The sequence below is a fragment of the Acinetobacter sp. 22512 genome, assembly GCF_052044755.1.
Taxonomy (GTDB): domain Bacteria; phylum Pseudomonadota; class Gammaproteobacteria; order Pseudomonadales; family Moraxellaceae; genus Acinetobacter; species Acinetobacter pittii.
Genome location: NZ_JBQENP010000006.1, coordinates 16,637 through 32,764, shown reverse-complemented (window position 1 = coordinate 32,764; position 16,128 = coordinate 16,637). Strand labels below are relative to the sequence as shown.

The window sequence follows — 16,128 nt, the reverse complement described above, 5'->3', positions numbered from 1 at the left end:
GAGGTTATAAAACCTCGGTCACTTTATTCTGTCCACAGTTCGATGGGACTGAAATGTCTTTTGAAACAGCTAACTGTTTTTTCACTAATTGAGGGTCAAAATCATCTTGCTTTAACGCTTTGGCTAAACCAAACATATAGAGCAAAATAATGACTGAAAATGGTAAACCACATAACACCACAGCACTTTGCATGGAGTTAAAACTACCGGCTAAAAGCAAGCCAATACTTACAATGGTAATTACCACAGACCAAAAGACGCGTAACCAGATCGGTGAATCACTATCATTGGTGCCCCCTTTTGAGGACAAATTAGCGATCATTAGTGTACCAGAGCCAACTGGTGTCAAAAATAAAACGAAACAAATTACAACAACAATACCGGCAACGTAAGGATTAAACGGCAGATATTCGAGTAATTTAAATAAAGATAATGCTGGATCAGTTAAGACCATATCACCTAATACTTTCTGTTTTTGCTGCAAGATTAAATAAATTGCAGTGTTTCCAAAAACCGAAATCCAAGCCAGTGTAAAGCCGAGTGGAATCAGGCATACACCTAATACTACTTCACGAATGGTACGTCCTTTTGAAATGCGGGCAATAAACATACCGACAAAAGGCGCCCAAGCAATCCACCAAGCCCAATAAAATACAGTCCACGAACCCAACCAGCCACTGGCTTTTTGATTGTATAAATACATATCAAAACTTTTACCAATAAAATTATTGAGGTAATCGCCTGTATTTTGCACAAGACCATTTAATAAATGGTTGGTCGGACCTGTTAAAAATACAAATAAAAGTAAGGCATACAGCAGACGTAAATTAATACGCGACAACCATGCCAAGCCTTTTTCAATACCCACCACTGTCGTAATCGTCGCAACGAACATCATGATGAGCACGGCAGTAATTAAGGTCGCAGAGTTATCTGGAATTTGCGGCAGTAAATAACAAATGCCCGATACGAGTACTAATGCTCCAATTCCCAAGTTGGTGACTAAGGAAATAACTGTCGCTAAAATTCCAAAGCCATCGACAAAATCACCCACCAAGCCATGCACTCGCTCTCCAAAAATTGGGTAAAGCGCTGAACGCAGTGCTAATGGCAAGTTTTGTCTGAAAGCAAAATAACCTAAAGTAACTCCGAGCAATGCATAGAGCACCCAGCCATGAATCCCCCAATGCAAAAAGCTATAAGTCATCGCATTACGGGCTGCCTGAATCGTTCCTGCCTCACCTTCTGGCGGTCTTAAAAAATGGTCAACAGGTTCGGCCACACCATAATAAAGTAGCGCAATACCAATCCCTGCCGAAAACAGCATTGAAGTCCAAGCTAAATAACTAAACTCTGGTTTGTCGTCATCTTTTCCTAAAGGAATCTGCCCTACTTTTGAAAAAGCGAGCCAACCAACAAAACCCAGACACAGCACAATAACCAGCATGTAATACCACCCAAAAAAGTGATTTACTTGCTCTTGTACATAGGTCAGCCAAAACTGACTTTTTTCTGGAAACAGCACAAAAAGTAGGCCAAAAATACCGATACTGATTGCTGAACTCCAAAATACGAAACGATTTAACCGAATATGGTCTGAAGAATATCCATCACTTTTCAACACCATCTTATTGCTCCTTGCAATCGGTGTATTTTTCTCAAAATAACGTGATAAGTAATGTACTTATGCGCATCATCCTATCCTTAAGAACCTTTGATTTCACCTCTTTATTTTTAGAAGCTTGTTCAAAAATTCATTGATTTTTACATATCATACTTGTTATTGATTGAACGTTCAATCAATAACAAGTATGATAAAAAAGTGCTATGATGCTCTGCAAGTTAACATGTTGAATTTTAAGCACCACTAAAAGTGCTGATGTGGACAACCATGACAAAACGCAGAGTAAAACCAGAACATGTGCGACGTGAAGAAATCATGAACGCTGCACTCGACGTAATTTATGAAGTGGGGTTATCTAATACCACCATTGCACAAATTGCAAAAAAAGCCGAGCTGTCGACCGGCATTGTTAGCCATTATTTTGGCGACAAACAAGGGTTGATAAATACCTGCATGCAAGAAATGTTAAATGTTCTGCGTCGTAAAACCGAACAGTACAGAGCAGAAGCAGATTCGCATCCAGAGAGCCAGATTAAGGCCATTATCGACTCTAACTTTGACATTAGTCAGGTCAATGAAAAAGCAATGCGGGTCTGGTTGGACTTTTGGTCAGCAAGTATGCATGTACCAGACTTAAGCCGCTTACAAAAGATTAATGATCAACGCCTGTACTCCAACTTGAAATTTTATTTTCTTAAGTTAATGGATGAACAACAGGCCAGTGTTGCCGCTAGAGGTTTGGCAGCATTGATTGATGGATTATGGTTACGAGGCAGTTTAAGCCGTCATAACGAATTTGACAGCAATCTTGCTCGTTCCATTGCTTACGATTATGTACAAACGCAATTGCAATTTGCGAACAAGCCTTTGCAGGAGAGACAAAATGAGTGATGTACAAGTTCATCAATTGTATATCCATGGACGCTACGTTAAAGCAACCAGTGGTAAAACATTTAATAGTATTAACCCTGCCAACGGCGAGACAATCGCGACTCTTCAGCAAGCTTCTGAACAAGATATTGAAGCTGCTGTACAAAGTGCCCAACAAGGACAAAAAATCTGGGCTGCCATGACTGCCATGGAACGTTCACGTATTTTACGTCGTGCTGTCGACATTCTTCGTGAACGTAATGATGAGCTTGCCCGTCTTGAAACACTCGACACAGGTAAAGCTTTTAGCGAAACATCTACAGTCGATATTGTGACTGGCGCAGATGTACTCGAATACTACGCAGGACTTGCAACAGCTATTCAAGGCGAACAAGTTCCTCTTCGCGAATCAAGTTTCTTTTATACACGCCGTGAACCTTTAGGTGTAGTTGCTGGTATTGGTGCTTGGAACTATCCAATTCAAATTGCTTTATGGAAATCTGCCCCTGCCCTTGCTGCCGGCAATGCCATGATTTTCAAACCAAGTGAAACCACTCCACTCACTGCATTTAAACTTGCAGAAATCTATACAGAAGCAGGCGTTCCAGACGGCGTATTTAACGTGGTGCAAGGTGCTGGTCGTGAAATTGGTCAATGGCTCACTGAACATCCCGTGATTGAAAAAATCTCATTCACTGGTGGTGTGGAAACTGGCAAAAAAGTCATGGCAAGTGCTGCTGGTTCTACGCTTAAAGAAGTGACCATGGAACTTGGTGGTAAATCTCCACTCATTATTTGTGAAGATGCCGACCTCAACCGTGCCGCAGATATTGCCGTTATGGCAAACTTCTTTAGCTCAGGTCAGGTATGTACCAACGGTACACGCGTATTTGTTCCAAAATCACTTTTAGCCGAATTTGAAAAAGCCGTTGTAGAGCGTGTAAAACGTATTCGCATTGGCGACCCAATGGCTGAAGACACCAACTTCGGTCCGCTCACTAGCTTCCCTCATATGGAAAAAGTGTTGTCTTTCATTGAATCAGGCAAACAACAAGGCGCTAAAGTGTTAATTGGTGGTGGTCGTGCTACAGAAGGCGAACTTGCCAAAGGCGCTTATGTACTACCGACTGTATTTAGCGACTGTACTGACCAGATGGCTATTGTTCAAGAAGAAATTTTTGGACCTGTCATGAGCATTTTAAGCTATGAAACCGAAGAAGAAGTCATCCGTCGTGCCAACGATACCACCTTTGGTTTAGCTGCCGGCGTGGTTACTCAAGACATCAGCCGTGCTCATCGCATTATTCACCAAATTGAAGCAGGTATTTGCTGGATTAACACGTGGGGTGAATCGCCTGCCGAGATGCCAGTCGGTGGCTATAAACAATCTGGTGTAGGCCGCGAAAATGGCTTAACTACGCTTGGGCACTATACTCGTATCAAATCTATTCAAGTTGAACTTGGCGATTATCAAAGCATTTTTTAATGCCTCAATTGCTCTAAACACTTCAACCTAAATCACATATGCCGAGCAGTCTTTATAGATTGCTCAGGCAAACTGTTAGTAAAAAAAGGATAGTTATGAATATTAAAGAATATGATTACATTATTATTGGCGCAGGATCTGCCGGAAATGTACTCGCTGCGCGTCTTACTGAAGACAAAGATACCACCGTTTTATTATTAGAAGCGGGTGGACCAGATTATCGCTTGGATTTCCGTACACAAATGCCGGCAGCTTTGGCCTACCCTCTTCAAGGCCGCCGCTATAACTGGGCCTACTTAACCGATCCTGAGCCACACATGAATAACCGCCGTATGGAATGTGGTCGTGGTAAAGGTTTAGGTGGCTCATCTTTAATTAATGGCATGTGCTATATCCGCGGTAACGCAATGGATTTAGAGCAATGGTCAACTCATAAAGGCCTTGAAAACTGGTCTTATGCCGACTGTTTGCCATACTACAAAAAAGCCGAAACCCGTGACATTGGTGAAAATGACTACCATGGCGGCAATGGCCCTGTATCAGTGGCTACACCAAAAAATGGCAACAATGTGTTGTTCCATGTCATGGTTGAAGCTGGTGTACAAGCCGGTTACCCGCGTACTGATGACTTAAATGGTTACCAGCAAGAAGGCTTTGGTCCGATGGACCGCACGGTTACGCCTAAAGGTCGGCGTTCAAGTACCGCACGTGGTTATTTGGATATGGCAAAAGGTCGTCCAAATCTCACCATTTTAACTCACGCCACAACCAATAAAATCTTGTTTAATCAAAAGCAGGCGATTGGTGTTGAATACATTATTGGTGCTGACCAAAACAACTTGCAACGTGCATTGGTTAAACGCGAAGTCTTACTATGCGCAGGCGCAATTGCGTCACCACAAATTTTACAGCGCTCAGGTGTGGGTCAAAGTACCCTCTTAAAATCAATGGACATTGATGTGGTTCATGATTTGCCGGGTGTAGGTGAAAACCTGCAAGACCACTTGGAAATGTACTTACAGTATAAATGTAAGCAACCCGTTTCTTTATACCCTGCTTTAAAATGGTATAACCAACCTGCGATTGGTGCCGAGTGGCTATTTAATGGTACAGGCATTGGTGCAAGCAACCAGTTTGAAGCAGGCGGATTTATCCGTAGTTCGGATGAGTTCACATGGCCAAACATTCAGTATCATTTCTTGCCGGTTGCTATTAATTACAACGGTAGTAATGCAGTGAAAGAACATGGCTTCCAAGCTCATGTCGGTTCAATGCGTTCGCCTTCACGCGGTCGTATCAAACTTAAATCGAAAGATCCATTTGAGCATCCAAGTATCTTGTTTAACTACATGTCGACTGAGCAAGACTGGCGCGAGTTTCGCGATGCAATTCGTATTACTCGTGAAATCATGCAGCAACCTGCGCTTGATCCATATCGTGGTGAAGAAATTAGTCCGGGCAAACATTTGCAAACCGATGCAGAGCTTGATGACTTTGTTCGTAACCATGCAGAAACAGCTTACCATCCATCTTGTAGCTGCAAGATGGGTGAAGATGAAATGGCTGTTGTAGATGGTCAAGGCCGTGTACACGGTATGCGTGGTTTACGTGTAGTTGATGCCTCAATCATGCCGCTCATTATTACTGGTAACTTAAATGCAACTACCATTATGATTGCCGAGAAAATTGCAGACCAAATTCGTGGACGTGAAGCGTTACCACGTTCAACTGCACCATTCTATGTAGCATCATAAAATCTGAAAGGGTATATTTCTTATGCAGAGATATGCCCTTAATTTGATCTTTATAGAACCAATATTAATAAGAACGATGTATGACAGAAAATAAGCACTTACGAACAGCTTATTTACATAAATAGGATAAGAAATAAAAATTAATCAATTTTTATAGGAAAATATTCTTCAAATGATTTAACTTTAATCAAAATAAAATTATTAATTTAATTTCAAATATTTAAATAAAAATAATTAGCTTAAATTATCTTTTCAAAGCTCAATTTGATTAAATATAAATCATATTTATGATTTTGATGAACCCCATTTATTATAAAAATTGTCTTGTCAATGCAAAATTAGTCTAAAATATAGAGTGTTTGCGATAATCCCAAGTAATTTTTATTTTTTTCGAAGTTCTCTAATTTTGAGAATTTACTTTCGCATTTATATCCGTTTTGTCTGGATACGCTGTCTAGGTTTCCTCACACCTTAAGTGACTCAAATAACTTATTTTAAGGTCCCCCTTACATGAAAAAGTTTTTGAAATACCTTCTGGTATTAATCATTCTTATTCTAATTGCAGGTATTGCATTCTTGTTTAGACCAACAACGTCAAAACAAGTTGAAACTGCAAAAGATGAGCCAGTTGTTGATGCTGTTCTTGTTGGCGGCGGCATCATGAGTGCCACTCTCGGTACTTATTTCACTGAGCTTGAACCAAACTGGCAAATTCGTATGTTTGAGCGTCTTGACCAAGTTGCTCAAGAAAGTTCAAACGGCTTTAACAATGCCGGAACAGGCCACTCTGGCTTTATGGAAATGAACTATACCGAAGAGAAAAACGGTAAGATGGAAATTGCCAAAGCTGAAAAAGTTGCTTCTCAATTTGAAGTTGCTAAACAGTTCTGGTCATATCAGGTAAAACAAGGCGTTTTAGCTGAACCAAAATCATTCATTAATCCAGTTCCACATATTGCTTTCGTTTGGGGCGATAACGTTCAATTCTTAGAAAAACGTTATGCTGCCATGATCCAAAGCCCGTTGTTCAAAGGTATGAAATTTACTGAAGACCCAGCTGTGATTAAACAATGGGCACCTTTAGTGATGAATGACCGAGACCCTAGTCAAAAAGTTGCAGCAACCCGTATGGATGTTGGCTCTGACGTGAACTATGGTTCAATCACTAAACAATTAGTGGGTCATTTAAATCAAAATCCTAATTTCAAATTACAGACATCAACTGAAGTGACTGGCATCAGCCAAAATGATGACAAAACTTGGACTGTGTCTTTCAAAAATTTGAAAACTGGTAAAGTAGATCACGTTAAAACACGTTTTGTATTTATCGGTGCAGGTGGTGCAGCAGTTAAATTATTGCAACTTACTGGTTTACCTGAAGCTAAACAATATGCTGGCTTCCCTGTTGGTGGTGAGTTCTTAATTACTGACAACCCAAAAATTACTGCTGAACACACAGCAAAAGTGTATGGCCGTGCTGAACTTGGTGCGCCTCCAATGTCTGTACCGCATATTGATACACGTTATATCGACGGTAAAAAATATGTATTGTTTGGCCCATTTGCAACGTATTCAAACAAGTTCCTGAAAAATGGTTCTCAGCTTGATTTACTTGCATCAACCAACAAAAACAACGTTTTACCAATGACTACTGTTGGCTTGGAAAACCTTGATCTTGTTAAATACTTGGTTAGCCAAGTCATGATGTCAGATGAAGACCGTCTCAATGAACTTCGTAAGTACTACCCAGATGCGAAAGCTGAAGACTGGCGTTTAAGCCAAGGTGGTCAACGTGTTCAGATCATCAAGAAAGAACCGGGTAAACCTGCAACACTTCAATTCGGTACAGAAATCTTTGCGTCTAAAGATGGTGCTGTAACTGCATTGTTAGGTGCGTCGCCTGGTGCTTCGACTTCTCCATACATCATGCTTAACTTGCTTGAAAAAGCTTTCCCTGAGCAAACTGAAGGTAAGTGGAACCAGAAGCTTCATGAAATTGTAGTGTCTTATAAACAAGACTTAAGCAAAGATCCTGTGTTACTCGACAAAGTTCGTCAATACACAAGTTCTACGCTTGGCTTGAACTACACATCTCCGTTCAAAGCTGCAAACGATGAAACTGCTGCTGCCCCAATTGCAAAAGCAAACTAAGTTTGACGATGTATAAGTAAAATTCCAAAAGGATGAATTTCGATTCGTCCTTTTGTTTTTTAAGACCTCAGTTGAGATATTTAGATTCACTATGAAGCCTTTAAACCCATCACCTCGCCTCTTGTCATTTGGTTTTAAGCTCGTGCTTGTTTTACTGCTGGCTTATCTTTTGGTTAGCGGTTTTTATATGTGGATGATTGGCGGCACAGCAATTTACATCAGCTCAGCGGTGTTACTTGTCATAACTGCCTTCTCTTTTAAGCTCGGTAAATATCAAAAGCTATGTTCTGTTTTAAATCTGCTGATGGGTGCAGTAGCGTTATATTTCAGTACTGCTCATTTATTTTTCTCCCCTGTTCAATTCTTTATATTTTTACCTGCCTTATTTTTTGTACTGTTAGCTTTTGCTCGCCTAGAAAAAGTTCGTCGCTTATCTAAAGTTTTAATATTCATCAGTTTATTAATTTGGTCAGGCATACACATTATGCAGCTTGAACAGCTTAAAGCGTATTATCAAACTCAGCACACTGGTGAAAGTTGGCAACAATATGGCGCGTTATAAGATTATTTTTTAGTCTATATTTTCAAATAAATACGTAATCTTTTTCACATGAAGTTCATCAGTAAAACTGAACATCGTCTACAGAAATCCTTTTAAGAAAAAATATTCATAACAATCTAATTTATTTAGAAATATATCGAGCATATTCGCGATTGAATACGATCCATCTACACGCTAGATTAGCTGAATTATTTTTCTCCCTTTATGTTGTAATTTATGAAAATTTTAGATGGCGGTTTAGGCCGTGAATTAGCCCGTCGTGGCGCTCCGTTTCGTCAACCAGAGTGGTCTGCGCTTGCACTCATTGAAGCACCAGAAACAGTAAAAGAAGTACATCTCGATTTTATTAACGCTGGTTCAGAAGTTATTACGACTAACAACTATGCTGTTGTGCCATTTCACATTGGACAAGAACGCTTTGAAACTGACGGTGTGCGTTTAATTAAAGTTGCAATTGAACAAGCAAAAAATGCAGTTAAAGAAAGTGGCAAAAATGTCAAAATCGCAGGCTGCTTACCACCATTATTTGGTTCTTATCGTGCTGACCTGTTCCAACCTGAACAAGCTAAAAACCTTGCTGAGCCGATCATTAACACATTGGCACCAGAAGTAGATTTCTGGCTCGCTGAAACCCAATCGTGCTTAAAAGAAGTCGAAACAGTCCATGCGTTATTACCACAAGATGGTAAAGACTATTGGGTGTCATTTACGCTGCAAGATGAAATTAAACAAGAACAAGCATTACTTCGTTCAGGCGAAAATATGCAACAAGTGGCTGATTTCATCAAACAATCAAATGCCAAAGCAGTATTGTTTAACTGCTGCCAACCTGAAGTGATCTTGCAAGCAATTAATGAAATTAAAGGACTCATTCCAGAGTCGGTGCAGATTGGTGCTTACGCCAATGCTTTCCCACCGCAAGATGAAAGCGCTACTGCCAACGATGGTCTCGATGAAATTCGTAAAGACTTAGATCCTCCAGCTTATCTAGGTTTTGCTAAACAATGGCAGCAAGCAGGTGCAAGTTTAGTGGGTGGTTGCTGTGGTATCGGGCCAGAACACATTGCTGAACTTTCTCAATTTTTTAAAGAATAAATGCCATGTCTGCTGCCAAAATCGGATTATTGTCTCTTACAGCGCTGGTCTTTAGTTCTATGGTGGGGTCAGGCGTCTTTAGCCTCCCCCAAAATATGGCTCAAGTTGCCAATGGTTCTGCCCTTCTAGTTGCATGGCTCATTACTGGGGTCGGCATTATTTTCTTGGCCCTCTCATTGTTGCATTTAACGCGTCAACGACCGGACCTTGACGGCGGTATTTATAACTATGCACGCGAAGGCTTTGGAGACCTGATCGGGTTTTGCTCGGCGTGGGGCTATTGGTTGTGTACTACCATTGGTATTGTGGGTTATGTAGTGATTGCCTTTTCAGGCGTTGGTATGTTTACCGACAGCAAAGACCATATTATTTTTGGTGAAGGTAATACGCTCTACTCACTGATTGGCTCAAGCATTTTTGTATGGTTGGTGCACTGGTTAGTGAGTCGAGGCATTAAAGAAGCTGCGATTGTGAATTTACTGGCAACCATTGCCAAAATTATTCCAATGGTGGTTTTCATCTTCTTTACCTTCATTGCCTTTAAGTTTGATTTATTCAAACTCAACTTACATGACTTTTCTTTGCAAGTTCCACTTTGGCAGCAAGTGAAAGACCTGATGCTCATTACCCTTTGGGTATTTACCGGTATTGAAGGTGCTGTAGTTTTATCATCGCGTGCAAAAAAACGTCATGATATTGGTAAAGCAACTATTTTAGGTGTTTTGCTGGCATTAAGTTTTTACGTGATGGTGACAGTATTGGCTTATGGTGTGGCGAGTCGTGAAGCGCTTGCAGGCATGCATAACCCATCTATGGCGACCATTTTGCAGCAACTGATCGGCTTGCCGGGTACCATTATTATTACTATCGGGCTGATTATTTCGGTTGCATCGTCATATTTAAGTTGGACTTTATTTGCCACTGAAATTCCATTTCTGGCTGCAAAAAATGGTGCTTTCCCGAAATTATTTTTAAAAAATAATCAAAATAATGTGCCGATTTCATCACTTTGGCTGACGACGCTTGTTGTACAAGGCTCACTCATTGCCGTGTATTTTTTCAATAAAAATTACACTCAGCTTTTATTGATTTCATCGGTGATGATTTTGCTACCTTATTTTCTGGTGTCGGCTTTTTACCTTAAAGAATCCATTCGCCATAAACGCATGCCGCATATTGCGATTGCAAGTGTCGCTTCAATCTATGCGCTTTGGTTACTCTATGCCGCAGGACTAGACTTACTGCTGTTGTCTGGTGTGTTGTATTTGGTCGGCTTGGTTATTTTTTCAATCAGCTATTTTGAGCATAAAAAATCGCTCAAACAAAATCAGCTAAATTAATTATTTCAACCACTGTTGACCTAGTTCAGCAGTGGTTTTCTAAAAACAAAAATTTCTATTTTGAAGGCTGCGACTGCTTTAAATGCAATCGTAAAATACGGCGTAACTCTAAAATTGCCTCAGGGCTAGTTTGAATCGAATGCCCACCCTTAATAATTAGTTCTGACTGTTCACCACCTAAGTGTGAACTTTGATAAGGCACAATTCCATCACTACTTTTTAACTTATCTGTTGTCCCGTTAATATTGCCCATAATCGAGTGATAGACCACTTGTGGCGACGGTTGAATAGCTTGAGTCAACTGCATAAAGTTAGAAGAGCGACTTAAATTACTCGCCCCATTTTCAATTAAGCCTTTTCTGAGTTTTGTATTTTTCTCATCTCTCATTTCAACTGCAATAAAAAAATCAGCGGGCAAACGAATAATACGGCGGGCAATTTGGGTAAACCATCGGTCAGCGTAGTCAGTACCATGGTGCGGTGCCGAAACAAAAACAACTCGATTAAAATATGGCAAAGCCTTGAACTGAAAACGCTCACGAATAACAGGATTTTCTTTTAAACGCTTTAACTGCGCTTCATTCATTTTTTGTATGGCTTGCTCTGAAACATCAGCATCACTGACCAATAAACGGCTAATCACTCCACCCATGCTATGCCCGACCAGCACTGCATCGTGTGCAGCATAACTGTCTTTGGCAATGTTTTGAAAAGCCTGATTCAGCAAAGAATAAATCTGAAAACGACTTTCAAAAATCGGCATATTGGTTGAATAAAACACTTGCCAAACCTGATAGTTTTTCCTTAATTCGGCATCGCCCATAATGTCATTGGTTAGGCTCACCCACGCCTCGGGACTACTTGCCAAACCATGAACAAACACAATAATTTTCTTATTCGGGTTAAAAGGTTCCAGCATATATAAATGCGGCATGATTAAATTGGCTTCTTTATTAATTAAAGACCAATAACCTGCTGCACCTAAATTATATTTCGATAACCACAGCCCATAAGGTGCCGAATAGTTTGCAGTCAGTGGATAGTCCACTCCTTCAATTTTTACACGGTCTTGTCGATATGGATCGAACATCGCAATTTCTAACTCTGCCCCAGCAATGACCTGATCGGCTGTGGCTTTTTGTTTTGGGTATGCAATAGCAGTGGCTGGAAAGAAGCGTGGTAAATGAATATTAGGGTTGGCTTGGTGAGCATAAAAATTATCTGGGTCTAAAATGAAGCCGTGATTCACATCATTTTCTTTACGCCCAACAATAAACTCTGCACCTAAACCATCCTTACGGTTAACAGTATTAAAACCAGAAAAGTTCATGTTATAGCTTGAGCGAAAAGTATCGACTTCAATTTTTTGTACATCTAACGCGTGGTCAAAATTGACGTGGTACTCATGACCATCCGCTTTAAGCAACGGTGGAAAGCGATGCGTATTTAAATGATTAAAATACGTGGTCATAAGCTTTGACAAGGCGACGTTATAAAAAATACGTACCTGATTTTGGCGATGGTCAAACACCCGATCGAAAGGCGACTCTTCAGAGTCAAATAAATAGACATAACTATAGCGCAAGCTTTTATCGAACAGCGCTAACTCTTGCTCAACGCAACTGTTACTTTTATTAATGACATTACACTGGCTACTACGCCCGACATCTAAAGCTTTTGCCAAGTAAATTTCACTCAGCGCAGCATAGCGTTCTTCTCGGCTGCTATTTTCGGACAGGCTCTGAACCTTATTTAAACAATCATCAAAATTTTGTAGGCAAGTTTTTTCATCTTCTTTGACCAAATACAGTAAGTTTTGGGTTTGATGACTTAAGGTACCGTCGGTCAGAATACTTTCATTCTTACTTTTTAAAGCATTGCTTAAATTACTTTCTTTTAAATGAATGACCTGACAGCCACTGAGCAAAGCCATTATTGTTATGATTGAATAATGGTAAGACTTTGTCATTCTGCCTTCCTTAATCGAATGTATTCCCCATCTGGTCATTATGCCTGTAAAGCAGTGAACGAACAATTTCGACTCCGCTTCCGTCTTCCTTTATTTCAAAAAAAAGCCTGAACTCATTTTAATTCAGGCTAATTTGTTATTTTGGCAAATCAAGCTTGGTTGAACTTTTGCTGTGAAGCTAAATAAGAGAAATACAAAATTGGTAAGATAAACGGCGCTACACTCCAGAAATCAAAATAGACATAAAGTATCGCCCCTAAGAAAGCACCAATCACAAAACCAATTACAATACTGGCACTTTTTAGAAAACTTGCCCGATTGGCTGCATTATTGTTTTTAAGTAAGTTGGCAATATCAATCCCGAGCTGAGTCGTGTTACCTGTCATCATGGTGCTTGGGCTAATATTTTTAATAAGGGTTTTGCTTGAAGTATTACGAATAGCCAAAGCAATTAAGCCTAGCCCACCCGTTACTGCAACTGTTAATGCATCCGGATCTTTAAATGGCTCAAAGTAAAGCCCAGCAGCCATAAAAGCAAAGAGAAAAATAGCTTCAAATAAAAATAAATAAGACAGCGTTTTGTGTTTGGTCTGACTACGGTCAATTAAAAGTTTGGTAATCACCACCGTCACAATAAACAATGGAATAGCCGCAAGTTTAATCCATAAACCGGCACCACCCTTCACCAACGCAGCCCCGGCCAATACCAAGTTGCCCGTCACATGAGCAGTAAAAAAACCAAATAACGCAATAAAGCCAATGGTATCAATTGCCCCGCCCACCATAGTCAATAAAACAGGATCTCGACATATTGCCCACGTACTTTGTGTTTCTTGTTGAATTGAAGTCTCTGGCATTACCTTTCCTATCAAATATTGGTTTTTAATTAGAAAATTTTTGTCAGAAATTTAATATAAATTCCATTCATTAATAACAACAGATCTTAATGTAAAAACCTAGCTGTTCATTTTAAGACAGAGTGTATTTAAAAAAGATACAATGCAATTGGACTTTTTATTTTTAAAGATAAGGGATTTTAAATGCATCACTAAGATGCATTTAAAAAGTTCTCTGTTAGTTGAGCTTGTTCATAAGCATCAATAAACTGCTTTTGCGGTATTTCTTGTTTAGGGACACTACAAGTTACTTTCTGTTCAGCAGCTTTTTTATCCCACCCTTCACCACTGGCGCTACGACGTGACTCATAAACTTTTCTCTGACGGAAATAACTAAATGGTTCTACATTACTTAAAAAGCCATATTTAGAGTCATGAACATAATTTAAATAGAATTTTTTAATATCATCACTGACATTTGTATTCCAACTCTCAAATTGCCAATCTTCTACACCAATCATATATTCATAGGCAGTTGAAACCGGTGAAAAAACTCTAAAAATATTAAAACCATCTTTTTTCGAAGCGGTTGCTTCTTTTAGTTTCATTAATCTTTGCATTTCAGTTGCCATATCGGATGGGCCAACTGGTATAAGTTCACGATATTTATTTTCCTGACGTACACGCTGACTAACAGAAAGTTCATTTCCAGCACGTGCAATCGTACCGTAGGCACCGTAGTAAATTTTCATACAACCTTTAATCTGATCTTGAATACTTCCTTGGCTTGGTATAGCGGCTTTTACTGCATCATAATATTTTTGAGAATCTGGTTGAATTTCAAACTGCTCAAAAATTTCGGAATGTTTTAATTTCAACTCATCATAGCTATACATTTTGACACCTGCTTGTAAGGCATCCTCTAGCATATGTTTTAACGGAATTCGGGCAAAATTGTCATTTACTCCTTGGCTACCTGGTTCATAACCACCACCAACGTCAGAATGTACTCCGGGATATACCACTTCTTTCCAATTACTGTTAGCTAACTTATTGTCTTTATGAATAACATCAACAGGGAAAGCAAAGCGCAGTTCATTACCAGCGATATAATGTGAACAGTTTTGAACCCGCTCATCTACAACCAAATCACGTTCTAAAAAAGGTAAGCTATTACTTAAATTTGTGGCAGGCAAGCCAAATGAAGCAACCGTATCAAAAATTCCTAAAAACTTAAATTCAATCGGATACTTACCTTGACCATACGTCAGCCCATCACAGTCTGATTGACATTGCCACATAAACTGATTTGTAAATGCACGGGCAAGTGCAGCGCCCCGTGAAAAACCGAACACAGAAATATTAATTTTCTTAATTAATCGATGTTCTTTTAAACTTTTATCGACTTCAGCAAAGCTGTACTCCTTTTTTTCAATTACATATTTTTTAATGTCTTTTTCAACCTTTTGTGCATTAAAAATCAGGATTTGTTTTAAAGCATCATTTAACTGGTCTTCACCATAATCTAAACGTCTTGCACCTCCCAACCCAGCACCAGCACCTAAACCAAGGTTATCTTGTACCCACGAAATAGCCCTTTGAAAGATATTTAACTCAGCATTAAATCTTGTTCCAACACCAGAAATATAGATAGCGTAATTTGGCGATATTTGCTTGTTTTTATCAGCCATTTCCTTTTCTCTTAATCCTTGAGCATTTCTCCACAATCGAGCAGGATTTGACCACCTTTTGGTATCTTCATCCTCTTTTTTATTATTACCAGTACCATCAAAAAATACCGAAATATTAACTACATCGCTACAATCTTGTTTGCATGATGGCTCATCGTTTGAAATATCACTATTTAATACCTGTACTCTTTTTAAATTTATATCCATGACATAATCTCTTTAGTTTTTATGATTTTTTTCCCAAATGTCAGTCCGCCAATCGAGACCTTTTTTTATGGGATTAGGCCAGTCATTTGAAGTTGATATTTCTACGGTATCATCAGGATATATATGTACTGCTAAATATTTTTTTCCTTTTAATTGTTCTTTTGTAAGAATAACTTGATTCTTTGCTACATGCTTTTTTTTACTATTTGTCTCTCCCCATGTAACTATCTGTGGTCCTATCTTTACGCTAGCAGTATTTGTTCCACCTCCAAATCCACCACCTATTTCAGAACCATTCAACTTCACCATATAACTTGTATAACTTGGATCGTAATTAAAGGATGTAGCCGCTATATTATAAGTCGCATTTGGACCAATACCTGCACAACCTGCTGCACTCAACATTAAACTAACCGGGAACAGTAATATTTTCTTTAAACTCATTTCATTAAACCTCACTCTATAATCCAGTTATTAAATTTATAAAAACTTATGATTTTTATAAATTTAATAACTTATAATTTAATACCAACTATTGGATAA

12 protein-coding genes are annotated in these 16,128 nt (G+C 39.2%); 7 read left to right on the top strand and 5 right to left on the bottom strand.

The genetic code is table 11. The features are described from left to right. Positions 1 to 4: 4 nt before the first annotated feature. Positions 5 to 1,627 (bottom strand): BCCT family transporter, encoded by a 1,623-nt coding sequence (locus tag ACTJJG_RS08335; RefSeq protein ID WP_032056878.1) that lies wholly within the window; start codon positions 1,625 to 1,627, stop codon positions 5 to 7. A 264-nt stretch (positions 1,628 to 1,891) separates the two neighbouring features. Here ACTJJG_RS08335 and betI point away from each other — a divergent pair, with 264 nt between their 5' ends. From betI to ACTJJG_RS08300, 7 genes are all read left to right on the top strand, one after another. Then, the gene (gene betI, locus ACTJJG_RS08330; protein ID WP_005070763.1) at positions 1,892 to 2,515 is read left to right on the top strand and encodes a transcriptional regulator BetI; all 624 of its coding nucleotides are present in this window, start codon (positions 1,892 to 1,894) and stop codon (positions 2,513 to 2,515) included. Next, positions 2,508 to 3,980 (top strand): betaine-aldehyde dehydrogenase, encoded by a 1,473-nt coding sequence (betB, locus tag ACTJJG_RS08325; protein WP_069119706.1) that lies wholly within the window; start codon positions 2,508 to 2,510, stop codon positions 3,978 to 3,980. Before betI ends, betB begins: the two co-directional genes overlap by 8 nt. 95 nt (positions 3,981 to 4,075) lie before the next feature. Further along, a complete protein-coding gene (betA, locus tag ACTJJG_RS08320; RefSeq protein WP_069119704.1) occupies positions 4,076 to 5,734 on the top strand; it encodes a choline dehydrogenase in 1,659 nt (552 codons plus the stop codon). Positions 5,735 to 6,244: 510 nt separating this feature from the next. Then, entirely contained in the window at positions 6,245 to 7,885 is a 1,641-nt protein-coding gene (gene mqo, locus ACTJJG_RS08315; protein ID WP_069119702.1) for a malate dehydrogenase (quinone), read from the top strand. A gap of 91 nt (positions 7,886 to 7,976) precedes the next feature. Continuing rightward, positions 7,977 to 8,447 (top strand): hypothetical protein, encoded by a 471-nt coding sequence (locus ACTJJG_RS08310; RefSeq protein WP_069119700.1) that lies wholly within the window; start codon positions 7,977 to 7,979, stop codon positions 8,445 to 8,447. 216 nt (positions 8,448 to 8,663) lie between these two features. After that, positions 8,664 to 9,542 (top strand): homocysteine S-methyltransferase family protein, encoded by an 879-nt coding sequence (locus ACTJJG_RS08305; RefSeq protein WP_069119698.1) that lies wholly within the window; start codon positions 8,664 to 8,666, stop codon positions 9,540 to 9,542. A 5-nt stretch (positions 9,543 to 9,547) separates the two neighbouring features. Continuing rightward, positions 9,548 to 10,882, top strand: coding sequence for a basic amino acid/polyamine antiporter (locus tag ACTJJG_RS08300; RefSeq protein WP_032004190.1), 1,335 nt, complete (start codon positions 9,548 to 9,550; stop codon positions 10,880 to 10,882). 55 nt (positions 10,883 to 10,937) lie between these two features. On the opposite strand, the gene ACTJJG_RS08295 is transcribed toward ACTJJG_RS08300, so the two are convergent. The 4 genes from ACTJJG_RS08295 to ACTJJG_RS08280 form a co-directional block, all read right to left on the bottom strand. Beyond that, positions 10,938 to 12,851 carry an alpha/beta fold hydrolase gene (locus ACTJJG_RS08295; protein WP_069119694.1) on the bottom strand — a complete coding sequence of 638 codons (1,914 nt, stop codon included), beginning with the start codon at positions 12,849 to 12,851 and terminating at the stop codon, positions 10,938 to 10,940. 149 nt (positions 12,852 to 13,000) lie between these two features. Continuing rightward, on the bottom strand, positions 13,001 to 13,708 hold the full coding sequence (locus tag ACTJJG_RS08290; RefSeq protein WP_069119693.1) for a YoaK family protein: 708 nt from the start codon (positions 13,706 to 13,708) through the stop codon (positions 13,001 to 13,003). 191 nt (positions 13,709 to 13,899) lie between these two features. Beyond that, a complete protein-coding gene (locus ACTJJG_RS08285) occupies positions 13,900 to 15,585 on the bottom strand; it encodes a T6SS phospholipase effector Tle1-like catalytic domain-containing protein (RefSeq protein WP_372552565.1) in 1,686 nt (561 codons plus the stop codon). 12 nt (positions 15,586 to 15,597) lie between these two features. Beyond that, positions 15,598 to 16,029, bottom strand: coding sequence for a hypothetical protein (locus ACTJJG_RS08280; protein ID WP_000053700.1), 432 nt, complete (start codon positions 16,027 to 16,029; stop codon positions 15,598 to 15,600). Positions 16,030 to 16,128: the final 99 nt, after the last annotated feature.